Source organism: Chloroflexota bacterium (assembly GCA_011322445.1).
Classification (GTDB): Bacteria; Chloroflexota; Anaerolineae; order Anaerolineales; family DRMV01; genus DRMV01.
In genome coordinates this window covers 1-22,375 of sequence record DRMV01000021.1, presented here as the reverse complement: position 1 = coordinate 22,375, position 22,375 = coordinate 1, and the positions used below count along the sequence as shown (strand labels likewise).

The window sequence follows — 22,375 nt, the reverse complement described above, 5'->3', positions numbered from 1 at the left end:
TTGTGTTGTTGCTTGTAAACACGGGCAGCAAAGGACAGGCATCGTGGTTAACCTTGTGGCCGGGGCAGTCATTGGTTTTCTCTTGGGGCCTACAGGGATCGGTGGTGGCGCGCTTCTGACACCCTTTTTGTTGCTGGTGGCCCATTTACACCCAGCCGTTGCCATCGGCACCGACTTAGTATTTTCCTTCGTCGTCAAAAGCGCAAGCACGGTGCAGCACCGGCGTCAACGCACAGTATGGCTCCTGCCTGCCTTCTACATTTCGCTGGGCAGTGTCCCCGCCTCGTTGTTAGCAGCCACTTTCATCGTAGGGCATGTCCATCAGCCTCAGGTGGAGCGCGTCCTCCCGAGGGTAATCGGCGGCACCTTAATGGTGGTCGCGTGTGTCGTGATAGCTCGGGCAGCCCAATGGCTGCAGAAACCCGCCGAGCCTGCCCAAGAACGCTGGCCCGCGTGGTGGCAAAACGTGTTATTGGGCATTCTGATGGGGCTGCTGGTAGGCGCCACTTCCATCGGAAGCGGCACGCTTCTTGTGAGCACCATGTTATTGCTCTTTTCCCTCCCGCCCGCACATTTAGTAGGGCTGAACGTGTTGGTGGGGGCCGTGTTAGCCTTCTTCCCGGCCATGACCTACGCCTGGCACGGCATGGTTGCCTGGCAATTGTTAGGCACACTGCTCATTGGTGCCCTGCCCGGTGCGGTGCTCGGAAGCCGCCTGGTAACCCGAGTACCTACCCGCTACGTGCAGATGCTTTTAGGTGTCATCATCTTTCTTGCCGGCGCACGCTTGCTGATGGGTGTGGTATAGTCTGCAAGCCACGTTGGCAATTCCAAGGCATGAGGTGAATAATGCAAAACGCTCAATTGATTCCCCCTCACGGCGGCGCATTAGTCGACCGCTCGCTGCGTGGCAGTTTACGCGCCGCGGCGCGTGACAAAGCCGCCTCCCTGCCCTGCATTCCCCTGTCGCGGATGAACCTCGCCGACCTGGAAATGATCGCCGTCGGCGCCTACAGCCCTCTCACCGGCTTTATGCGCTCTGAAGACTATCGCCGCGTGGTGGACGAAATGCGCTTAAGCAACGGTCTGGTATGGCCGATACCGGTGACCCTGGCCGTGAGTGAAGCCCAAGCCAGCACCTTACACGAAGGACAAGAAATTGCCCTCTGTCAGGGCAACCGGCCGCTTGCCATCATGGTAATCGACGAAATTTATCCCTACGACAAACACCACGAGGCTCGCGAAGTTTATCGCACGGCCGACGAAGCCCATCCTGGCGTAGCCCGTATTTACGCCCAGGGGGATGTGTTGCTGGGCGGCGACTTCTGGCTCTTCGATTGGCCCACGGCCACCACCACGGAATTCCCCGAATTTCGCTACACACCCGCGCAATTGCGGCGCATGTTCGTCGAGCGCGGCTGGCGGCGAGTGGTAGGTTTCCAAACGCGCAACCCCATCCACCGAGCGCATGAATACATCCAAAAGACTGCGCTGGAAGTCGTGGACGGTCTGTTGCTCCACCCCCTGGTTGGGGAAACCAAGAAAGACGATATCCCCGCCGACGTGCGCATCGCCAGTTACCGCGCCGTGCTGGATGCTTACTACCCGCGCGACCGGGTTGTGCTGGGTGTCTTCCCCGCAGCCATGCGCTACGCCGGGCCTCGAGAAGCCATCATGCACGCGTTGGCCCGCAAGAACTACGGTTGCACCCATTTCATCGTGGGGCGCGACCATGCAGGCGTGGGCAACTATTACGGCACTTACGATGCCCAACACATCTTCGACGACTTCCTGCCCGAAGAAATCGGCATCACCCCGCTGTTTTTCGAACACGCTTTCTACTGCCGCAAATGCCAGGCTGTGGTCACCGCCAAAACCTGCCCCCACGGCAAGGAAGACTGGGTTTACCTCTCAGGCACCCAGGTGCGGGAAATGCTACGCCGCGGCGAACCGCTGCCCGTCGAGTTTACCCGGCCTGAAGTCAGTCGCGTCCTCATTGAAGGGCTCAAAAAGCTCGCCACCTCTTCACCCTAACGCCACAACTTAAATTCAGGAGCACAACACTATGGAACATGAAGGCTTTACCGTTTGGTTCACCGGCCTTTCCGGCGCGGGGAAATCCACCATTGCCCACCGGGTCGCCGAAGAACTCCGCCGCCGGAACATGAAAGTGGAAGTGCTGGATGGCGACGTCATCCGCACCAACCTTAGCAAAGGGCTGGGGTTTTCGAAAGAAGATCGGGATACCAACGTGTTACGCGTGGGGTGGGTTGCCGAAGTGCTGAGCCGCAACGGCGTGGCCGCGGTGTGCGCCCTGATTTCCCCCTATCGCGAGACGCGCAACAAAGTGCGCGAGCGCATTCCTAACTTCGTCGAAGTGTTCGTAGAAGCCCCGCTGGAAGAGGTCATCCGCCGCGACGTGAAAGGCCTTTACAAAAAAGCCCTTGCGGGCGAAATTCAAAACTTCACCGGCATCTCCGACCCCTACGAACCGCCGGAAAACCCCGAAGTCATCTGCCACACGGCAGAGGAAACCGTCGAAGAAAGCGTCCAGAAAGTGCTGCAATATCTGGAAAGCCGCGGCTGGCTGCTGCCGCTAAACTGACCTGCTGCGGCGTGACGCGCCAAAGTGAAACAAAACGCCCCCGACGAGGTCGGGGGCGTTGGCGTTCCCTACGCAGAGCGGTTTACTGATGGGCTTCGGCGTAAGCCTCTTCCGCCTGCTTTTGCAGGTCTTTCAACACCTGCGGAATCTGGTCTTTCTTGAAGTCTTGCTGGAAGATCTGGGCGTAAGCCTCACCCATCGCCTGGCGCACAGCATTCCAGGAAGCATCGCGCGGCTCAAACTTGCCGTAACCGGCTTCCACCATCGCGCGCACGGCAGCCCATTGCGGGTGCGCCTTGATGTAGTCACCCAGGTACTTGAAGGTGGCTTTGCGGGTGGGGAAGTAGCCGCTGGCTTCCACCCACTTAGCCTGGTTCTCAGGCGAGGTGAACCACTTGATGAACAGCCAGGAAGCCAGTTCCTGCTCGGGGGTAGATTTCACAATCGCGAAGGAAGGCCCGTAGACATCCATCACCGGCTTGCCGGTCTTGGAGGGGAAGGGGATGAGCGTCCACTCATCGGTGCTGTTGTTTTCCTTCATCGCTTTGGCCTGGTAGGGCAAACCGGCGATGCTGCTGGTGGTAAACAGCGCCTGGCGAGTAGCGAACTCGGGGTTCGGGTACTTGTTCACACCGCTCCAGATGCAGCCAGCATCGTAGAGGTCTTTCAGGTAAGTGAGGGCTTCCACAGCCTGCGGGGTGTCGAGCGTGTACTTACCGCTGGCATCCACAATGTCGCCACCAAAGGCCCAAATCCAGTTAGCGATTACCGAAGCCCCCGGTTTCAAAATGTAGCCGCCGGTGCCGTCGTTGTCGGGGTTATCATCGCTGTTGTTGGCTTTGGCCGCAGCGCAAGTCTGGGCTTTGAACTCGTCAATGGTCTTCGGTGGGTTGTCAAAGCCGAGTTCTTTTGCCCAGGTGACATTGTAGAACATCACCTGCGCCGAGCGCATCACCGGGAAGCCCAGGCGTTTGCCATTCATCACGTCCTGATTCCAGAACGTGGGGTAGAAGTCTGCCTGTTCCTCTTTGGTGAGGCCATAAACCGGGTCGTTGACGTAAGGGTTCATATCGGCGATCACGCCGCCGGCATCGTCCCACGCCGCCATCTGGTTGTTGTAACCCACCACGATATTGGGCAGGTCGCCGGAGTTGATGGCCGCGTTCATCTTGTCGAACATCTGGCCATAGCCTTGCTGGTTTTCGGCCTTCACGGTGATGCCCCACTTGTTGGTGGCGTTGAACTCATCCACCAGTTTCTGGAGTTGTTCACCGGTGCCGCGGCTCCAGACGTGCCAGAACGTGATGGTCACGCCTTGCAGGTCCTCCGGCTTGACGCCCAAGGGGCTCTCGGGGGCCTTGGTAGGCGCTTCGGTCGCCGCCGGGGCCTCGGTCGCCGCAGGCGCTTCCGTGGCCGCGGGGGCTTCAGTCTTGACCGGCGCCGCTGGCGTCGGCGTGGCCTTCGGCGCGCACGCCGTCAGCACGGCAGGCAACACAAAGGCCAGAAGGGCGATCAGAGCAAGTAACTTTTTGGCTTTCATCTTGCACTTCCTCCTTGGTATGGTAGGAAACATCGGATGCAAGCAATGAGTGTCGCCACTCGCTTAAAGTCTACCACGCTTTCCCTCGCCTTGAGCCTTTTCCACTCTAATCTTTTTCCTACGCCCTGTTAATAAACTTCTTGCAAAGTGCTGGTATGCTAAAGATGCACACCTAAGGAAAACAACAGGCCCCGCAGCCTGAACCCGAAAAAGAGGAGGTTTTCTATGGCCAAGATCATTGGCATTGACCTGGGGACGACAAACAGTGTGGTAGCAGTGATGGAAGGCGGCAATCCGGTCGTCATTCCCACCGCCGAGGGTTCGCGTCTTTGCCCGTCGGTGGTTGCTTTCACCAAAAGCGGAGAGCGACTGGTCGGGCAACTTGCCAAACGGCAAGCCATTACCAACTCCGAGAACACCATCTACTCCATCAAGCGCTTCATGGGGCGGCGCTACGATGAGGTCGAAGAAGAACGCAAGATGGTCTCTTACAAAGTCATCAAGGGACCCGCGGGCGATGCGCGCGTTCACATTCCGGCCACCGGAAAAGACTACACGCCCCAAGAGATTTCGGCGATGATTCTCGCCAAACTCAAGGCTGACGCCGAAGCCTACCTGGGCGAGCCGGTCACCAAGGCTGTGATCACGGTACCCGCCTACTTCAACGACAGCCAGCGCCAGGCCACCAAAGACGCCGGCAAAATCGCCGGTCTGGAAGTGCTGCGCATCATCAACGAACCGACCGCGGCAGCCCTGGCCTACGGGCTGGATAAGAAGACCAACGAAACCATCCTGGTCTTCGACCTGGGCGGTGGTACGTTCGATGTTTCCATCCTGGAAGTGGGCGAGGGCGTCATCGAGGTGAAAGCCACCAATGGCGATACGCACCTGGGTGGCGACAACTGGGACGAGCGCCTGGTGAACTACCTTGCCGACGAATTCCAGAAAGAACACGGCATCGACCTGCGCCAGCAGAAGGATGCCCTCCAGCGCCTGCGTGAGGCTGCCGAAAAGGCCAAGATCGAACTTTCCACCGTGATGGAAACCGAAGTCAACCTGCCTTACATCACCCTCACGCAAGACGGCCCCAAACACCTGGTGACCAAGATCACCCGGGCTAAGTTCGAGCAACTCACCGAAGACCTGGTAGAACGGCTGAAAGGCCCCTTCTACGCGGCGCTGAAAGACGCCAACCTGCAGCCGCAAGACCTGAACGAAGTGGTGCTGGTCGGTGGGGCAACCCGCATGCCGATGGTGCAGCAACTGGTGCGTCAACTGACCGGCAAAGAGCCGCACAAAGGCGTCAACCCCGACGAAGTGGTTGCCATCGGCGCGGCCATTCAGGCCGGCGTGCTCGCGGGTGAAGTGAAAGACGTCCTTCTGCTGGATGTCACCCCGCTGAGCCTGGGCGTGGAAACCGAAGGCGGCGTGATGACCGTACTCATCCCGCGTAACACCACCATCCCGGTGAAGAAGACCGAAATCTTCAGCACCGCGACCGACAACCAAACCGCCGTAGACATCCACGTACTCCAGGGCGAGCGCCCGATGGCAGCCGACAACATGAGCCTGGGCCGCTTCCGGCTGGAAGGCATCCCGCCTGCGCCGCGTGGCGTGCCGCAAATCGAGGTCACCTTTGACATCGACGCCAATGGCATCCTCAACGTCACGGCACGCGACCGTGCCACCGGTAAAGAACAGCAGGTGACCATCACCGCCTCGACCAATCTGAGCAAAGAAGAAGTCGAGCGGATGGTACAAGAAGCCAAAGCCCACGAGGCAGAAGACCAGCGCCGCCGCGAACTGGTGGAAGCCCGCAACGCGGCCGACGCGATGGTCTACCAAACCGAAAAAGCCATGCGCGAACTGGGCGACAAACTGCCCGCCGGTGAGCGCGAGCGCATCCAGAACAAGGTCAACGAACTGAAAGAAGCGATGAAAGGCGAAGATACCGAACACATCAAGCGCCTGACTGAAGAAGTACAACAAATGTGGCACGCGCTCAGCCAGCAGCTCTACCAACAGCAACAAACCAGCGGCAGCGCGCCCGGCGCGAATGGCGGCACCGCCACCCCGGGCGGGGAAAGCAAACCCGATGACGGTGAAAGCGAAGTAGTAGACGGTGAATTCCGCGAAGCCTAAGGCGGCGCTGCCTTCCCCAGGCATTCCCCCAGCCCTTGCGTCAACGCAAGGGCTGTTTTTTATGCTATAGTAAGAATGTCAACGCTTTGCTTTCCCGATGCAACAATGCTCCGCACAACGGCAGCGGGAGACACCGCCCCCCCCCACACCCCAACCCCGATTTCCGCCGCCCCTATGTTGGAAAAAGGAGGACTTCTTATGAACGGCTCGCTCTATCGGCTGGTGGTCAGAGCAGGAGGCATCATCGGCACCGCTTACGCGCTGGAAAGTGCGGAAATTCACATCGGGCGCGACGCGCACAACGACATCGTCATTGCCGAAGCCGACATCTCCCGCCGCCACGCCCGCCTGACGCGCCAAGAAAACGGCTACATTCTCGAAGATCTCGGCTCGACCAACGGCACCTTCGTCAACGGCCAGCGCCTCACGGCCCCCCATCCCCTTCAGCCGGGCGACGAAGTACGCTTAGGCCCGAAAGTGGTGTTGGTTTACGAACAGGTCACCGACCCCAACGCGACGGTGGCCATCTCGGCCGAAACGTTGCAGGCTGCACCGCCGGCCGCCGCTCCTCCGGCTCCGCCGCCTTCCCCGCCGCCTGCCGCCCCCGCGCCCGCGCGCCCGGCGCCTGCTGCCGCACGCCCTCCATCGGCCCCGACCAAACGCCGATCGACCGCCTGGCTCCTGATTTTGATCGCGGCGCTGGTGTTTGTCTGCGTTGCCGTGGGTGTTTTCCTCTACTTTGCCCCGGCCAGTTTCTGGTGCACCGTGTTTCCCTTCCTCTTCCCCGGCGCGTGTTAGGCCCGCCGAGGCGTGTTACAATCTCCCTGACCCATCTTCGCCCTTAGGAGGTTGACCATGTCTCCCATGTTCGTGCCCGGCCCGGTGGATGTCGCGGAAGACGTCCTCCAGGCGCAAACCCATCCCATGATTCCTCACCGCAGCGCCGAGTTTGAGACCGTCTTCCACCGCGCTGAGCAAAAAGCACGCCAGTTGTTCTTCACGCAATATCGCGTGTTCATCACCGCATCTTCCGGCACCGGCCTGCAGGAAGCCGCCGTGCGCAACCTGGCCAGGGAAAAAGTGCTGGCCTGTGTCAACGGTGCTTTCGGCAAACGCTGGGCCGAAGTGGCCGAAACCAACGGCAAAAACGTCACCCGCCTGGAAATCGAATGGGGGCAGCCGGTAACCCCGGAAGCCGTGGCCGAAGCCCTGAAAAAAGATCACTACGAAATCATCACCGTGGTACACAACGAAACTTCGGTAGGGCTGGAAAACCCCATCAAAGACATCGCCGCGGTGGTGCACGAAATCAGCCCCGACACGCTCATCTGCGTCGATGCCGTCTCTTCGCTGGGCGGCGCCAAGTTGGAAATGGATGCCTGGGGGCTTGACATGGTGCTCACCTCGTCCCAGAAATGCCTTGCCCTGCCGCCCGGCCTGGCATTAGGTGCGGTTTCCGACCGTGCCATGGCGCGTGCCGAGCAAGTGCCGCATCGCGGCTGGTATTTCGACTTCCTGCGCCTGGAAAAGCACCGCTTGAAGGATTCCACCCCCGCGACCCCCGCCGTTTCGCTGGTCTTTGCCCTCGACTACCAGCTCGACCGCATTCTCGCAGAAGGGCTGGAAGCCCGCTTTGCCCGCCACGAAGCCATGGCCAAGCGCGTGCGCTCGTGGGCGCTTTCCCGGGGTCTTGATTTGTTCGCGGCCGAAGGTTATCGCTCCAAAACCGTGACGGCCATCCGTAACACGCACGGCCTGGATGTGGGCGAAATCAATGCCTTCCTGCTGGAACGCGACATGCGCATTGCCAACGGCTACGGCGCGCTCAAGGGCAAAACCTTCCGCATTGCTCACATGGGCGAATTGCAAATGAGCGATATCGACACCCTTTTGGCCGCAATGGACGAATTTCTCAAAAACAAAGGCTTGCTCTAACCCCTTGTGGTGCCTTTCGAAGCCCCCTGAGTTTTCAGGGGGCTTTCTGGTTGGGGTGAAAGGGCAGGCCGGTTTTACTTTCCCCATCACATAAGAAAGAATGATTGTCGTAGCCGCCGTAGGGGTTGGGGAAAAGGGGAAGAACGCGGCGGGTTCCCCAAGATATGGCACTGAAGGCAGAAATAGCGGTGGTGGCCCCGATATTTGGGGGGCATAGGGAAGGTAGTTTTCCTCGCTTGTGGGGATGAGATGGGGAAATCTTTTCCACAGTTTTCCGAAAAACATCCCCAGGGTTATCGCGCCCGCCATATCTGGGAAGGCACGCCAACGCGCCCCAAAATTTTGGGGCGCGCGTTGCTTTTGCAAAAAAAAGTTTTCCCCAAATACCGCGAGTTTTCCCCAGGAAACGCCCGGTTATCCACAGGTTTGCGGGGATTTCCCCCTTGTGCGGCGTGCTACAATTTAAGCGACTTCGCGTTGAGAAGGGAGGGAGCCATGTTTGGGAGGACCATTACCCCTGTTCGTCCCTCGCCGATTGCCGGGCAATGGTATCCGGCGCGCCCGGAAGCCCTGGCGGCAATGGTCGATGGCTACCTGGCGGCGGCAGCCGAGGCGATGCCGCCGCTGGGGGGTGAGGTGATAGGGCTGGTTGCGCCGCATGCGGGCATTCAATATTCCGGGCCGGTGGCGGGTTATGCTTTTGCTGCTGTACGGGGTCAAGCGCCGGAAGTCGTGGCGGTGCTTTCCCCCATGCATTACCCCTACGAGGCGACCTTGCTGACCACTGCTCACGAGGCTTACGCCACCCCTTTGGGCGAAGTGCCTGTGGCGCACGACCTGCTGGCGGCGTGGGAAGCAGGTGTGCAGCGACGGGGGGGCGGGGCATTCCAGCGTGTGGCGAACGATCCAGAGCATGCGTTGGAAATGGAATTGCCCTTCCTCCAGCGGGCCCTGCGAGGCGCTTTTACGCTGTTGCCGTTGATGATGCGCGATTATCGGCCTGAAGTTTGTCGCGCCGTGGGGGAAGCCCTGGCCGAGGTGCTGGCCGAGCGCCCTGCTTTGGTGGTGGCCAGCAGCGATCTCTCGCATTACTACCCGGAAACCGTGGCGCGCCCCCTGGATGAGGAAATGTTGCGCCGCGTGGCCGCCATGGACCCACTGGCCGTGCTGGAAGCCGAAGCCCGAGGCGTCGGCTTTGCCTGCGGCGCAGGGCCGATTGCGTCTATGTTGTGGGCCACCAAGGCCTTGGGGGCGCGACGGGCGGTGGTGCTCAAACGCGCTTCCTCGGGGGATGTCACTGGCGATACCAGCGCCGTGGTGGGCTATGGTGCGGTGGCGGTGTTGCGGTAAAGGGTTTCGCGCGCAGGAGGGGGCACGCGCGTGCCAAAGCGAAGATGTTGTGAAGCGGCTCACGCCCGTGGTTTTCCCTGGCGTGAGCGTTTTTTCGCGCCGCCTTGCCGACTCGCGAGTATAATTGAGCGGGCACCCAAGCCCTATTCTGTTTTGAAGGAGGAAGGCATGGGAGAAGGTCGTGAGGTCTATTCTGTTGAAATTGCGGGGGTGAAACGAGATTTGCCGCTTTTTGAGGTTGCGCCGGGGGTGCGGATTGCTGTGCTCAACATTCTGGGCGATGTGGAACTCACCGAAGCCGCGGCCGAGGCTTTGGCTGAGCGTCTGAAAAATGTAGATTTTGACGTCTTGGTCACGGCTGAAGCCAAGAGTATTCCATTGATTTATGCTCTGGCCCTACGCACCCGCAAGCCCTACGTCGTGCTTCGCAAGGCTTACAAGCCCTACATGGGCAACACCATTCAGGCCGAAACCCTTTCCATTACCACCGGCAAGCCGCAGACGCTTTACCTCGATGAGAAGGACCGCGCCATGCTGAAAGGCAAGCGCGTGGTGCTGGTGGATGACGTCATCAGCACCGGGTCGACGTTGCAGGGCATGCGGCTGGTGATGGACAAGGCTGGCGCGCAGGTGGTGGCCGAGGCGGCAATTTTTACCGAGGGGGACCGGGCAAAATGGCGCGATATCATTGCGCTGGGGCACTTGCCGGTGTTTACCGATTGATTTTTTCCTCTCAGAGCCAACGAAAAACGGCCAGGCGAAACTTCCGCCTGGCCGTTGCTTTTACCGTTACAAGGGGTCAATAGCGTAACAGGGCCCCGATGTGGCCGATTTCGTCCAGCGGGCGGGGCACCATTTCCACCTCGGCGCCTTCGTCGAGGGCTTTGCGCACCACCAGTTCCACGGCATCGGGCACCTGCTCAAAGGGGCTGCCGCAGAAGGGGCAGGTTTCCATCGCCTGAGTGGTCAGGAAGCCGCAGCCGGTGCAGCGATAGCCGGCTTCCTGGTAGCCTTCTTCCACCACCACGATGTGCGCCCGCCCTTCGTGGACGGCGCCTAAGGTCTCGTCTAACCCCAGCACGGCCAGCCCGCCGCGCGCTGCCTCGGTTTGCAGGCGCTCCAGAAGCCGGGCTTCCTGCTTGCGCTCGGCTGCTTCGCCGATTTCCATGGCTTTTTGCCACACTTCGGCATGGCTGGCGCGCATTTCCATGGGGAATGCGCCCACAATCAGGCTTTGCCAGCGCTTGGGCAGCATTTTGCGGAAGAGGGCGACGTTTTCTTCGCTGCCGCCCAGCAAAATGCGCCGCACTTTATGGCGGGTAAAGAAGCGCATCGCCGCGTGGGCGGCTTCCCGCATGTTGCGCTCGACCACCTCGGCGATGTAGTTATCCAGCCCCGGTGCGCCAACCCGTCGCCCCCGCGCCGACGAACCGCCGCCTGCTTTGACCTGGCGGACTTCCTGCCCTTCGAAGCCATCTTGCTCGGTGAGCACGCCCAGGTGGAAGAGGAAGAAGCGGGCCCGGGTTTTGTCGATCAGCACCACGCCATAGTAGCCGTAGGCGTCGAAAAGGGAAACCAGCGGGCGAACGTAGGGGTGTTTGCTTTCCCACACCTGGTCGCGCACGCTGACCTGCATGGTGTAAACCCGGAAGAAATCGGCAGCCTGGGCCGAGAACACGGCCACACCGCGCCCGCTCCAGGGGTGGCTTTGCTCGAAGTAGCGTAATACGGCTTCGGCGTCGTCGTTCAGGCCTGTATGTTTCAACATTGCCCGCAGACGGGCGCGATGGTCGTCGGCGTTGCCTGACGTCGGTGCGGTGTTGAGATAGACCGAGAGCACAGGCACATCGAAGGCCATCTCGGCCAGTTCGCGCAGTTCTTGCTCGGTGATGGCGGTCGTGTCCATGAGAGAACCTCCTTTCGTGAGGGTGAAAGGGAAACCCGCCAGGAACTGCAACCCCGCCTCTGAGGCGCGGGGCTTGACGCCGCAATCAGGTTAGTGAGGTCGCTTCCCTAAGGTCAGTTTCAGGTCGATTTTCTTGCCCTCGCGCAGCACGGTGAGGGTGATGGTGTCACCAGGGCTGGTGTAGGTGAAGAGGTAGTGCAGCAGGTCGTTGAATTCGCGCACGGGGTGGCCGTCTACTGCCACGATCAGGTCGCCGCCGGGGGGAATTTCCGTGGCTTCGTTTTGCTTGTTCAAGGGGATGGCCCCGTGCACGCCGGCTTTGTCGGCAGGGCTGCCGGGAACCACCGAGATGACATACGCGCCGGTATCTTGCGGCAGGTTGAGGCGTTCCACCTCTTCCAGCGTCAGGTCGTCAATGCTGGTGATGCCAAGGTAGGGGTAGTCGTAATAGCCTTGCTTGATAAGCACGGGCACCACCCGCCGCACGATGTTGCTGGGCACGGCAAACCCAATGCCGCTGTTGCTCGGCTCGCCGAATGCGGTCATGTTGGTGGTGCGAATGGCGCGGTTGATGCCGATGACCTCGCCTTTCAGGTTGACCAGCGGCCCGCCGGAATTCCCGGGGTTGATGGGCGCGTCGGTTTGGATGACGTCGCCGGTGGTGAAAAAGCCGCCTTGTGCGGCAGCGTGTTCCGAAGGCAGGGTGCGCCCGCGGGCCGAAACGATGCCCATCGTCATGGTGCCTTTCAGCCCGAAGGGGTTGCCTAACGCCACGACAATTTCCCCGACCTGGACTTTATCGGAGTCGGCCAGGGGCAGGGGGTGGAGTTGGCTCGCGGGTACGTCTTCCACCTGAAGGACAGCCAGGTCTGAGTCGGTGTCGGTGCCGACGACGTGCGCCCAGGCTTTGAGGCCACTCATGAAATCCACCTCGATTTTTTCTGCACCATCGACCACATGGAAGTTGGTGATGATGTGGCCTTTTTTGTCGTAAACGAAGCCGGAACCCTGCGCGCCGCCCTCTTTGGCGTAAATGCGGATGGCGACCACGCCTGGCGAAATTTGGTTGTAGAGGTCCACCAGTTGGGTTTGCAACCCGGCGGGGGTAAGCGCCGTGGAAGCCGTCGGCGCTGCGGCGGCCGTGGGCGGCGGGGGCAGGGTGGGCAGAGCCTGCGGCGTGGTGGCTTTGGGGGCGGTCAGGTTAGGGGTGAACACACAGGCCACCGAAAGGCCTGCCAGCAGCAGAAGCAGGAAAGCGAAAAGCAGCCAGCGTTTTTGGTGGGTCATGGTAAAACTCCTTGAAGGGTAGAAAAATCAGACCTGCGCGCCACTTCGGCGCGCAGGTGCGTTCAATGCCGCAGTTGGGCCAGTTCCTCGAACAGTTGCCGTTCCCGCGGCGAGAGTTTGCGGGGCAGTTCGACCTTGATGTGGACGTACAGGTCGCCGTGGCGGTTGGGGTTTTTCAGGTGAGGCAGGCCCCGCCCGCGAAGGCGATAGACCTGGCCGGGCTGCGTGCCCGGTTTGATGGAAAGCAGCACGTTGCCTCCCGGTGTGGGCACTTTCACCTCGCCGCCCAACACGGCGGTGTAAAGGTCTATCGTGACCTCGGTGTGGAGGTCGTGCCCCTGGATGTCGAACCGCGGGTCGGGCATGACTTCCACCACCAGGTAGAGGTCGGCTTTGGTACCGTCAGGCAGCGGCACGGCTTCGGGCAGGCGAATTTTCGTGCCGGTGCGTGCGCCGGGCGGAATTTTCACTTCCAACCGGCGACCGTTGACGGCAATGTGGCGGGTCGAGCCGTGGTAGGCTTCCTGCAGGGTGATGGCAATGGGCTGTTCGTAGGCCGGGCGGCGTTTGGGTTGGCGGGTGCGCGTGGCGCGCCGGCTTCCCCGGCTGCTCGCACCCATTTCGCCAAAATCGATGCCGCCGAAGCCGCCGAACAGGCTTCGGAAAAACTCGGAAAACCCGCCGATGCCACCCAGCAGGTCGTCCAGGTCACGGAATTCCACCCGCACACCACCTTGGGGCGCGCCCCAGGCGCTCCAGTCGAAGGGCGCCTGCCCGCCCCCTGCCTGCCAGCGCTGGTAGGTGGTGGAAAACTGGTCATATTTGGCGCGCTTCTCCGGGTCGGAGAGCACCTGGTAGGCTTCGTTGATTTCCTTGAATTTTTCTTCCGCGGCTTTGTCGCCGGGATTGCGATCAGGGTGATATTTCAAAGCCAGTTTGCGGTAGGCTTTTTTGATTTCCTCCGCGCTGGCGTTACGATCGACGCCTAAGATTTTGTAGTAGTCTTTGTATTCCATGGGCACCTCGCGATGTTGCCGTTTTGCGACAGGGTGTCGCCCCCGTTTAGATTGTATGCCACTCGGAGGGCAAAAGTCAAGCGAGGGGTAAGACTCTAACAAAACTCTAATTGGGCAGGCGAGAAAAACCCGACCGTGTGGTAGGCTTGACCTCTCCACGCCTTGCGCTATAATTTGGGTGTGCCCTTCTTGCCGCCACGGGGAGGTGCAGTTGCAGGTCCAAGAAGGACGCGAGATTCTCGTATCCGTTTCCATTTCCTTTAAGGAGGAGAAGCCGTGAAACGTAAAGTCCTGTTCGTTTTGCTCGCGATGGCGCTGGTGTTGGCGCTGGGGCTGAGCGCGTGCGGTCAGAAGGCCACGCCCACGAGCAGCGCCCAGCCTGCCGCCACGCAGGCCCCGAAGGCGCAGTATGCCGATACCATCGTGATCGGTACGACCGACAAGGTGACCGACCTTGACCCGGCCAACGCCTACGACTTTCACACGTGGGAAATCTTCCACAACACGATGGACACCTTGCTGCACTACAAGCCCGGAACGACCGATTTAGAGCCGGGGCTGGCGACTTCTTACGACGTCAGCAAGGATGGGAAGGAATACACCTTCCACCTGCGCAAGGGCCTCAAGTTCGACGATGGCACGCCCTTCAACGCCGAGGCGGTGAAATGGTCCATCGACCGCGTGGTCAAGATCCAGGGCGACCCCAACTGGCTGGTGACGTCTTTCGTCGACCACGTTGAGGTGGTGGATGACAACACGGTGAAGTTCGTGCTCAAGAAGGCGGTCAACTACTTCCCGCTGCTGGTGGCGACTTACCCCTATGCCCCGGTCAGCCCGAAGTGCTACTCGCCTGACAAAATCGACTCCGACAGCACCTGCGGCGGCATTGGGCCTTACAAGATCTCCAAATGGGTGCGCGACCAGGAAATGGATCTGGTGGCGAACCCCAACTGGTACGGCGACCCGCCCAAGACCCCCAATATCATCATCAAATACTTCGCCGATGCCACCACCATGCGTCTGGCGGTGGAAAACGGCGAAATCGACATCGCCCTCAAGAGCCTGAACCCCACCGACTACGCCGACCTGAAGAAGAACCCCAACTTGCAGGTCATCGAGGGCCCGGGGGCTTACATCCGCTACATCGTCTTCAACGTCAAGATGAAGCCGTTTGACGACCCCAAAGTCCGCCAGGCGATTTCCTACGCGGTGGATCGTCAGACGATTGTGGACAAGGTGTACCAGGGCACCCACGAGCCGCTTTACACCATGATTCCCATCGGCATGTGGAGCCACAAAGATACCTTCCCCAAGCGTGACCTCGACAAAGCCAAGCAACTGCTTCAGGAAGCCGGTTACAGCGCCGACAACCCCCTGCAGATTGACCTCTGGTGGACGCCCACGCACTATGGCGACACCGAATCCGACATGGCTTCGGTGGTCAAGGAAGCCCTGGAAGAGACCGGCATGATCAAGGTCAACCTCCAGTCCGCCGAGTGGGCGACCTACACCGAGCAGTTTGGCTCGATGGGCATGTTCCTGCTGGGTTGGTACCCCGACTACATGGATCCTGACGACTACACCTACCCCTTCGCGGCGTCGGATGCGTCGGACGACATCGGCTCGAACTACTCCTCGCCGAAGATGGATGCCCTCTTCGCCAAAGAGCAGGCGGCCACCGATTTGCGTGGTGCGGATCGCGAAAAGGTGTTCGAGGAAATCCAGCAACTTTGGGCGCAGGATGTCCCCACCATCCCGCTGTCGCAGGGTAAACTGCTTGTGGTGGCTCAGAAGAACGTCTCCGGCATCGTGCTCGATCCGGTGATGGCGAACCACTACTTCCTGTTCCAGAAGACCAAGTAACGTCTGGTGATGTTCGGGGGAGGGTGACGTTGACCCTCCCCCGATTTTGCTTTTGGTGGTGCGCCCCGCACATGGTCAGAGCGCACCGTGACGTCTGTTTTTCTCCGGCATTTCCCTTTTCCTCCCTTTTGGGTCAACGCCTATGCGCTCTCTCGGTCGTTACCTTCTCGTGCGCACCTTGCTGACCATCCCGATGATTTTCGTGCTGGTCACGCTGGTGTTTATCATCCTGCGGGTGATGCCTGGCGACCCGGTGAAGTCTTCCATTCGCCCTGGCGCGCCGCAGGAATACATTGACGAAATTCGCCATACTTTGGGGTTAGACAAGCCTCTCTATGTGCAGTATGGTGACTACCTGTGGGATTTGCTCCACTTCGACCTGGGCACCACCCTCAGCCCGGTGCGGGGGCAGTCGGTATCCAAGCAGATTTGGGAGCACTTCCCGGCGACGCTGGAACTGGCCCTGGCCGGGATGTTCGTCACCGCGGTGGTTGGTGTGGGCATGGGGGCGTATGCAGCCCATCACCGGCGTTCTGTGGCCGATTATTCCCTCCGTCTTTATGCCATTGTGATTTATGCCATTCCGGTGTTTTGGCTGGGTTTGATGTTCCAACTTATCTTTGGCGTGTGGCTTGGCTGGTTCCCCATTGCGGGGCGCATCAGCAGCCTGGCCGTGGCCCCCAGGCACATCACCGGCCTTTACACTGTCGACAGCTTGCTGACCGGAAACTGGCCGGCGTTCAAAGATAGCATCATGCACCTGGCTTTGCCGGCGCTCACTTTGGGGCTTTACCTTTCGGGCGTGTTTGTGCGACTGACGCGTTCCAACATGCTCCAAATTTTGAAGATGGATTTCGTGACCGCGGCGCGGGCGCGCGGCATTCGTGAGCGCACGGTGGTGTATCACCACGCGCTGAAGAACGCGCTCATCCCCATCATCACCATGATGGGGTTGCAGTTTGCCTTGCTGCTGGCAGGCGCCGTGCTGACCGAGAGCACTTTTTCGTGGCCGGGCCTGGGGCGTTTCCTCGTCGAGCGGATCACTTACCGCGACTTCCCCTCCATTCAGGGCGCGGTGGTGGTCTTTGCCCTGCTGGTCGCCAGCGTCAGCCTGCTGGTGGATGTCCTCTACGCCTGGATTGACCCCCGCATTCGGTACTGAGCCATGACCAAGACGCAAAAACCCCGAGAAGAACCCACCAGCCTGATGGGCCGTCTGTTGCGCGGCGCATACTGGTACGGCGCTGAGTGGTATTGGACGGTCACGGGCGGCATTTTGCTGGTGCTGATTATTGCCATCACGATTCTCGCACCGGTGATCAGCCCTTACGACCCCATTGTGACGGTCGGCGGCCCCTTCGAGCGCCCTGGCGGCGGGCAGATTGTGCTGCTGGCACCGAAAGATAGCGGCATCACCGCCGTGCAGAAAGGCTTGAAGGTAGCCGTGTTTTACAACACCACGGCTGCTGTGGTGGCCGATAAATACGGCCTGACGGCGCGCCCCTATCAGGTCGACAAAGATCTGTTTGCCAAAGTGCGCGCCGGCGAAGCCCAGGCCGTGCTGATTTCGGCGCGCGATGCCCGGCAAGCCCTGCAGCAAAACCCCGATTTCGTGCAGGTTGGCAAGCCTTTTGGCCCGCGCTTCCTTTTGGGCACCGACAACCTGGGCCGCGATATCCTCAGCCGCCTGATTTGGGGGGCGCGCGCCGTGCTCGCCGTGGCCATTCTTTCGGCGCTTTTCTCCGCGGCCATCGGCGTGCCCCTGGGGCTGCTTTCCGGCTTCTTCGGCGGCTGGTTCGACCGCGTGCTTTCCCTCATCATGGATAGCGTTTACTCCTTCCCCGGCCTCATTCTGGCGATTGCCGTTGCCGCGGTGTTGGGCACGGGGGTGGTCAATATCGCGATCGCTATTTCGGTGGTTTACATTCCCACCTATTTCCGCATGACGCGCTCGCAGGTGCTTTCCATCAAAGAGGAACTCTACGTGGAAGCCGCTCGCGCCCTGGGTGCCAGGCAGCGCGAAATTCTGGGCATGTATATCTTCCCGAATGTGATTTCCACCTTAGTGGTGGTCTTCAGCCTGAATGTGGCCGACGCCATCCTCACCGAGGCGGGGCTGGCCTTCCTGGGGCTGGGGCTGCAACCGCCCACGCCCGACTGGGGCTTCGACCTCAACAAAGGGAAAGCCTATCTGCCGCGGGGCTACTGGTGGCCGATTACCTTCCCCGGCATGATGATTACGCTGGTGGCCCTGGGCTTCAGCCTCCTGGGCGAAGGGCTGGGTGAAATTCTCAACCCCCGCCTTACCGAAGAATGACTCCCCTGACTACTCAACTACCTGACTACCCCGACTAACCATGACCGAACCTCTTTTGCAAGTTGAAAACCTCACTGTAACCTACGAAACCCGCCAGGGGCCGGTGCGCGCAGTGGACGACGTCAGTTTCACCGTCTATCGCGGTGAAGTGCTGGGCCTGGTGGGGGAGAGCGGCTGCGGCAAGTCCACTTTGGGCATGGCGTTGCTGCGCATGGTGCGCCCGCCGGGGCGGATTGCCTCCGGCCGGATGATCTTCCAGGGGCGTGACCTGATTCAACTCTCCGAGAGCGAAATGCGCAAACTGCGGGGGCGGCACATTTCGATGGTCTTCCAGGACCCGATGACCTCGCTCAACCCGCTGCAGCGCATTGGCGACCACATCGTGGAGACCATCCGCACCCACGAGCCGCAGGTTTCCAAAAAGGAAGCCTGGGACCGCGCCGCCCAGTTGATCGAGCGCCTGGGCATTTCCCCCGACCGGCTGAGAGATTACCCTCACCAGCTTTCCGGCGGCATGCGTCAGCGCATCATGATCGGCATCGGGCTGGCGCTCAACGCTGACCTCATCATCGCCGACGAGCCGACCACCAGCCTCGACGTCATCGTCGAAGCGCAATTCCTCGACCTGCTGCGCGAATTGCGCGACGAATTCAACCTCACCATGATCCTCATCACCCACAACATCGGCGTGGTGGCCGAACTGGCCGACCGGGTGGCGGTGATGTATGCCGGGCGCATGGCCGAGATTGGGCCGGTGCACGACGTTTTCCACCGCACCCTGCACCCCTACACCCGTGGCTTGCTGGCTTCGGTGCCCAGCATTCGGCTGGAAGACGGCCTGGAACTGGAAACCTTAGCCGGCGCGCCGCCGAGTTTGCTTTCCCCGCCGCCGGGTTGTCGTTTCCACCCCCGCTGCCCCCAGGCAAAACCCGTTTGCGCCCAGCGCGTTCCTGCATGGCAGGAAATCCATCCTGGCCACGGTACGGCCTGCTGGCTGTACGCTGAGGAGGAAGCATGACCGACCGCCAGCCTTTGGTTTCCGTCCGCAACCTGAAGAAACACTTCCCCCTGGGGCAGGGGCCGTTGGATAAACTGTTTGGCCGCGAGGCGTTGGCTGTGCGCGCGGTGGATGGCGTGGATTTCGACATCTACCCCGGCGAAACGCTGGGACTGGCCGGTGAGTCTGGTTCGGGCAAGACCACTACCGGTCGGTTGGTGTTGCGTTTGCTGGAACCCACCGATGGCACGATTTTGTTCGACGGTCAGGATATCACCCACCTGCCGGAAAGCGAACTGCGCCCCCTGCGCCGCCGGATGCAGCCCATCTTTCAGGACCCAACGGCTTCCCTCAACCCCCGCATGACCATTGGGCAGGCCATTGCCCACGGCTTGCGCATCCACGCGCTGGCTTCCGATGCCGCTGATGAGCGCCGCCAGGTGCTGGATATTTTGGAAAAAGTTGGCCTGACACCGCCGGCGCAGTTCATCAACAAATATCCGCATCAACTTTCGGGCGGGCAGCGGCAGCGCGCCGTCATTGCCCGCTCGCTGGTGCTGCGCCCCGACCTGGTGGTGGCCGACGAGCCCATCGCGATGGCCGACGTCTCGGTGCGCGCGGTATTGCTCAAACTGATGCGCGACCTGCAAAAAGAATTTGGCCTGACCTATCTTTTCATTACCCACGACCTGGCGACGGCCAAATACATCTGCGACCGCATTGCGGTGATGTATTTGGGGCAAATTGTGGAAATCGGGCCGTTGGAGCAGGTGTATGGCAACCCGCGCCACCCCTACACCCAGGCGCTGCTGGCCGCGGTGCCCGTGCCCGACCCCGACGCCCGCCGCACCGAACCCCTGCCCAAGGGCGAAATCCCCAGTCCTATTCACCCGCCCTCGGGCTGCCGTTTCCACCCCCGCTGCCCGCTGGCCGAAGACGTCTGCCGCCGCGAGCAGCCCCTCCTGCACCCGGTGGAAGGCGAGCCGGAGCATTTCGTGGCGTGCCATTTGAGATAACCGGGAAAAGGGAATCGGGATGCGGAATTCGGCTGCCTGGTGTTTTCTGGGCTAATCTGTGGCATCTGAGGTTTTCCCTTCTCAGAAATAGTCCGCTCTGCATTTTTGGCAGGAGCGGGCTTTTCTTTTGGGGCAGGGTTGTGCTAAACTGAAAGCGTGCTTCGTGATTCGTTACTTCGTTACGTCGTTGTCCCTTGCCGTTCACCGGGCACTGGGCACCGGGTATCTCTTCCCCTCCTACCATGTCCACTTTCACTAAAAAAGACCTCCGCACCACCCTCACCCTCCTCCTCAAAGCCTTGGGCGCGGCGGGTGCCCCTGGCGGCGAAGTAGCCGCCGACGCGGTGAATGCCGCCGCCAAGCAGATGGATAAGAGCGAAGCGCGGCAAGCCCTGCAGGAAGCCCTTGAGAAGGCGGCAGAAGCCTTCCGCGCCGATGCCCGCGGCCGCGGCTGGGGCGACCTGGCCGACGCGCTCCTCCAACTGCCCATCCATGACCTCCCCGCCTTTGAAGCCGCGCTGCGCGACGCCCTCGCGGCAGGTGACCCCGCGGCCTTGCACACCGAACTCACGCGCCAACTCAGCGCCATCTACGGCAGGGAAGACGCTGAAGCCGTCGCCGAAGCCGCCCGGCTGTACGCGGCGCGCGTCCTTGATGCTGTCTGGAGCGTCCCGGCCTTTCGCGACGCGACGCGCGACATCCTCTTCCGCCAGCAGCATGAAGCCCTGCAGCGCCTGATTGCGCTGGTAGAGCGCCTCCCCCGCTGGTGGCGGCTCACGCCCGCGGCCCAGCCCCGCCCCAAAAGTGCCCTGGTGGTCGGCGAGCGCCGCGACATCCCCCTCACCGCGCTCAAAGCCCCCGTGCGTTTAGTGCCCTTCGTGGGCCGCGAGGGCGAGCAGGGGGACCTGAAAACCTGGGCAAAAGGGCTGGTGTCAGCCCCCGCGCGCGCCGGCCTGCGCGTGGTCATTGGCCCCGGCGGCATGGGCAAAACCCGCCTGGCGGTGGAAACCGCCGCCGACCTGAGCGCTGAGGGCTGGGAAGCCTTCTTCCTGCCCCCGGACTCCCTGCGGGGCGGCACCGACCTCGCCCACCTCAACCCCGCCGCCGAAGCGTGGTTCACGCCCCCGCGCCCCACCCTTTACATCCTGGACTACGCGGAGCAAATCGCCCCCGAGCGCCTGCGCGCCCTGCTGGCAACCCTCCACGCGACCGCCGCCCGCCGCGACCACCCCGTCGCCCTGCTCTTCCTCATGCGCCCCGCACCCGAGACGAACTGGGTGGACGAGGTGGCCGCGGTGTCCGGCGCGGATGTGGCCTTTGCCGAATTCCTGAGCCGCGCCATCGCGCCCGCCCTGCAAAACCCGCTGACCTTGCAGGAACTCGCCCCCGCCGCCCTGCCCCGCCTGTTCGCCGCCGCCCGCCGGGCCTTCGTTGAACTGCGCGGGCAGGCGCCCGAGCGGGAAATCGCCTACGAAGACGCCGACTTGCCCGCCCGCCCCTTGGCGGTGGTGCTGCTTGGCCTGCTGGCCGCCTACGGCCACAAGGTGGCCCGCAGCGAAAGCGAGCAGGCTGTGCTGGAAGACCTGTGGGAACGCTGGGAAAAGGACAAATGGCGGCGCACCCTGCGCGACCGCGGCCTGCCCAAAGCGTGGGAGCCCGACGCCCTGCGAATGATAGAAACTGCCTTAGTTGTGGCCACCTTAGGCCGCCGCTTTCACAGCCCGCAGGAACTGGCCGCCTTTTGGGAAGCCCACGACCCGCCCCGCCACCCCAAGCCCAACGGCGAAACCTTAGCTCCCCGCTGGCTGGCGGCGCAAATGCCCCTGCTCTTCCCGGCGGTGGAAGGCGGCCTCGCACCGGCCATCGTGCCCGACCCGTTGGCCGATTTCGTCCTTGCCCGGCGGCAGGATTTGCCTGCCCTGGTGCGCGCCGCGCTTGGCCTCCCCGAAACAGGCGCGGGGGAATTTTCGCCTTCGCAAGCGGTAACGGCGTTAGACCGCCTGTATGCTTTTCTGGCGGCGCGAGGCGAAAGCACAGCACAGGTGGAAGCCGCCGCTCAGGCCGCGGCGGAGGGCATTGAGCGCTGGGCGCAAAAGGCCCCTGAAGCCGCCCGCAAGCCCTGGGTGTTGGCTTGGCACAATGCGTTGCCCGCCCCAAACCTCACCCTGATTTGGCGGACGGCTCGGGTGGTAGCGGACACGCTCCGCGTAAATCTGGCGGAGGACGAAGCCGAACGCGCTGAAGCCTTGAACAACTTAAGACTCTATCCGAAAAATCGGAAAGGAGTTGAAAAAGAAGGCGTAACCTGCTAAAAAGGGTGTCCCAAAACCACTTTAGCGAGGTTACGCCATGCGCAGAAATCCTAACACAAAACCAGCCAGCCCGGACTATTTTCGTGTAC

Annotated in this window: 18 protein-coding genes; 14 read left to right on the top strand and 4 right to left on the bottom strand. The window is 61.3% G+C overall.

Going from position 1 to position 22,375, the window contains the following annotated elements; genetic code table 11:
* The first annotated feature begins 40 nt into the window (after positions 1-40).
* From ENJ54_03930 to cysC, 3 genes are read left to right on the top strand one after another with little or no spacing between them, the layout of a single operon-like run.
* Positions 41-808 carry a sulfite exporter TauE/SafE family protein gene (locus ENJ54_03930; GenBank protein HFC08995.1) on the top strand — a complete coding sequence of 256 codons (768 nt, stop codon included), beginning with the start codon at positions 41-43 and terminating at the stop codon, positions 806-808.
* A 41-nt stretch (positions 809-849) separates the two neighbouring features.
* On the top strand, positions 850-2,034 hold the full coding sequence (sat, locus tag ENJ54_03925) for a sulfate adenylyltransferase (GenBank protein ID HFC08994.1): 1,185 nt from the start codon (positions 850-852) through the stop codon (positions 2,032-2,034).
* Positions 2,035-2,065: 31 nt separating this feature from the next.
* Positions 2,066-2,605, top strand: coding sequence for an adenylyl-sulfate kinase (gene cysC / locus ENJ54_03920; GenBank protein HFC08993.1), 540 nt, complete (start codon positions 2,066-2,068; stop codon positions 2,603-2,605).
* A gap of 82 nt (positions 2,606-2,687) precedes the next feature.
* Here the strand turns inward: cysC and ENJ54_03915 are convergent, their stop codons facing one another.
* Positions 2,688-4,145, bottom strand: coding sequence for an extracellular solute-binding protein (locus ENJ54_03915; GenBank protein ID HFC08992.1), 1,458 nt, complete (start codon positions 4,143-4,145; stop codon positions 2,688-2,690).
* 225 nt (positions 4,146-4,370) lie between these two features.
* Here ENJ54_03915 and dnaK point away from each other — a divergent pair, with 225 nt between their 5' ends.
* From dnaK to ENJ54_03890, 5 genes are all read left to right on the top strand, one after another.
* Positions 4,371-6,287 carry a molecular chaperone DnaK gene (gene dnaK / locus ENJ54_03910; GenBank protein HFC08991.1) on the top strand — a complete coding sequence of 639 codons (1,917 nt, stop codon included), beginning with the start codon at positions 4,371-4,373 and terminating at the stop codon, positions 6,285-6,287.
* Between the two features lie 75 nt (positions 6,288-6,362).
* The gene (locus ENJ54_03905; protein ID HFC08990.1) at positions 6,363-7,085 is read left to right on the top strand and encodes an FHA domain-containing protein; all 723 of its coding nucleotides are present in this window, start codon (positions 6,363-6,365) and stop codon (positions 7,083-7,085) included.
* Positions 7,086-7,142: 57 nt separating this feature from the next.
* The gene (locus ENJ54_03900; protein ID HFC08989.1) at positions 7,143-8,222 is read left to right on the top strand and encodes an alanine--glyoxylate aminotransferase family protein; all 1,080 of its coding nucleotides are present in this window, start codon (positions 7,143-7,145) and stop codon (positions 8,220-8,222) included.
* Between the two features lie 495 nt (positions 8,223-8,717).
* Complete coding sequence (gene amrB, locus ENJ54_03895) at positions 8,718-9,572, top strand: AmmeMemoRadiSam system protein B (GenBank protein HFC08988.1); 855 nt, start codon at positions 8,718-8,720, stop codon at positions 9,570-9,572.
* Positions 9,573-9,740: 168 nt separating this feature from the next.
* Positions 9,741-10,295: an adenine phosphoribosyltransferase gene (locus tag ENJ54_03890; protein HFC08987.1), complete on the top strand. Its 555-nt coding sequence runs from the start codon at positions 9,741-9,743 to the stop codon at positions 10,293-10,295.
* Positions 10,296-10,371: 76 nt separating this feature from the next.
* Here ENJ54_03890 and ENJ54_03885 read toward each other — a convergent pair whose 3' ends face one another.
* The 3 genes from ENJ54_03885 to ENJ54_03875 all read right to left on the bottom strand — a co-directional run bounded on the left by ENJ54_03885 (position 10,372) and on the right by ENJ54_03875 (position 13,781).
* A complete protein-coding gene (locus ENJ54_03885; GenBank protein ID HFC08986.1) occupies positions 10,372-11,478 on the bottom strand; it encodes a hypothetical protein in 1,107 nt (368 codons plus the stop codon).
* A 90-nt stretch (positions 11,479-11,568) separates the two neighbouring features.
* Complete coding sequence (locus ENJ54_03880) at positions 11,569-12,765, bottom strand: PDZ domain-containing protein (protein HFC08985.1); 1,197 nt, start codon at positions 12,763-12,765, stop codon at positions 11,569-11,571.
* A gap of 62 nt (positions 12,766-12,827) precedes the next feature.
* On the bottom strand, positions 12,828-13,781 hold the full coding sequence (locus tag ENJ54_03875) for a J domain-containing protein (protein HFC08984.1): 954 nt from the start codon (positions 13,779-13,781) through the stop codon (positions 12,828-12,830).
* A 309-nt stretch (positions 13,782-14,090) separates the two neighbouring features.
* On the opposite strand from ENJ54_03875, the gene ENJ54_03870 reads away from it, so the two are divergent.
* The 6 genes from ENJ54_03870 to ENJ54_03845 all read left to right on the top strand — a co-directional run bounded on the left by ENJ54_03870 (position 14,091) and on the right by ENJ54_03845 (position 22,286).
* Entirely contained in the window at positions 14,091-15,644 is a 1,554-nt protein-coding gene (locus ENJ54_03870; GenBank protein HFC08983.1) for a peptide ABC transporter substrate-binding protein, read from the top strand.
* Positions 15,645-15,786: 142 nt separating this feature from the next.
* Positions 15,787-16,806, top strand: coding sequence for an ABC transporter permease (locus ENJ54_03865; protein HFC08982.1), 1,020 nt, complete (start codon positions 15,787-15,789; stop codon positions 16,804-16,806).
* Between the two features lie 45 nt (positions 16,807-16,851).
* Positions 16,852-17,961 (top strand): ABC transporter permease subunit, encoded by a 1,110-nt coding sequence (locus ENJ54_03860; protein ID HFC08981.1) that lies wholly within the window; start codon positions 16,852-16,854, stop codon positions 17,959-17,961.
* A 40-nt stretch (positions 17,962-18,001) separates the two neighbouring features.
* The gene (locus ENJ54_03855; GenBank protein ID HFC08980.1) at positions 18,002-18,979 is read left to right on the top strand and encodes an ABC transporter ATP-binding protein; all 978 of its coding nucleotides are present in this window, start codon (positions 18,002-18,004) and stop codon (positions 18,977-18,979) included.
* Positions 18,976-19,974, top strand: a complete 999-nt coding sequence (locus tag ENJ54_03850) for an ABC transporter ATP-binding protein (protein ID HFC08979.1) — start codon at positions 18,976-18,978, stop codon at positions 19,972-19,974. Before ENJ54_03855 ends, ENJ54_03850 begins: the two co-directional genes overlap by 4 nt.
* A gap of 242 nt (positions 19,975-20,216) precedes the next feature.
* A complete protein-coding gene (locus tag ENJ54_03845) occupies positions 20,217-22,286 on the top strand; it encodes an ATP-binding protein (protein ID HFC08978.1) in 2,070 nt (689 codons plus the stop codon).
* Positions 22,287-22,375: the final 89 nt, after the last annotated feature.

Coding starts and splice junctions, on each gene's coding strand:
- ENJ54_03880 (HFC08985.1), bottom strand. CDS start 12,765: ATGACCCACCAAAAACGCTGGCTGCTTTTCGCTTTCCTGCTTCTGCTG.
- amrB (HFC08988.1), top strand. CDS start 8,718: ATGTTTGGGAGGACCATTACCCCTGTTCGTCCCTCGCCGATTGCCGGG.
- ENJ54_03875 (HFC08984.1), bottom strand. CDS start 13,781: ATGGAATACAAAGACTACTACAAAATCTTAGGCGTCGATCGTAACGCC.
- sat (HFC08994.1), top strand. CDS start 850: ATGCAAAACGCTCAATTGATTCCCCCTCACGGCGGCGCATTAGTCGAC.
- dnaK (HFC08991.1), top strand. CDS start 4,371: ATGGCCAAGATCATTGGCATTGACCTGGGGACGACAAACAGTGTGGTA.
- ENJ54_03860 (HFC08981.1), top strand. CDS start 16,852: ATGGGCCGTCTGTTGCGCGGCGCATACTGGTACGGCGCTGAGTGGTAT.
- ENJ54_03890 (HFC08987.1), top strand. CDS start 9,741: ATGGGAGAAGGTCGTGAGGTCTATTCTGTTGAAATTGCGGGGGTGAAA.
- ENJ54_03865 (HFC08982.1), top strand. CDS start 15,787: ATGCGCTCTCTCGGTCGTTACCTTCTCGTGCGCACCTTGCTGACCATC.
- ENJ54_03870 (HFC08983.1), top strand. CDS start 14,091: ATGGCGCTGGTGTTGGCGCTGGGGCTGAGCGCGTGCGGTCAGAAGGCC.
- ENJ54_03850 (HFC08979.1), top strand. CDS start 18,976: ATGACCGACCGCCAGCCTTTGGTTTCCGTCCGCAACCTGAAGAAACAC.
- ENJ54_03905 (HFC08990.1), top strand. CDS start 6,363: ATGTCAACGCTTTGCTTTCCCGATGCAACAATGCTCCGCACAACGGCA.
- ENJ54_03900 (HFC08989.1), top strand. CDS start 7,143: ATGTCTCCCATGTTCGTGCCCGGCCCGGTGGATGTCGCGGAAGACGTC.
- ENJ54_03885 (HFC08986.1), bottom strand. CDS start 11,478: ATGGACACGACCGCCATCACCGAGCAAGAACTGCGCGAACTGGCCGAG.
- ENJ54_03915 (HFC08992.1), bottom strand. CDS start 4,145: ATGAAAGCCAAAAAGTTACTTGCTCTGATCGCCCTTCTGGCCTTTGTG.
- cysC (HFC08993.1), top strand. CDS start 2,066: ATGGAACATGAAGGCTTTACCGTTTGGTTCACCGGCCTTTCCGGCGCG.
- ENJ54_03845 (HFC08978.1), top strand. CDS start 20,217: ATGTCCACTTTCACTAAAAAAGACCTCCGCACCACCCTCACCCTCCTC.
- ENJ54_03855 (HFC08980.1), top strand. CDS start 18,002: ATGACCGAACCTCTTTTGCAAGTTGAAAACCTCACTGTAACCTACGAA.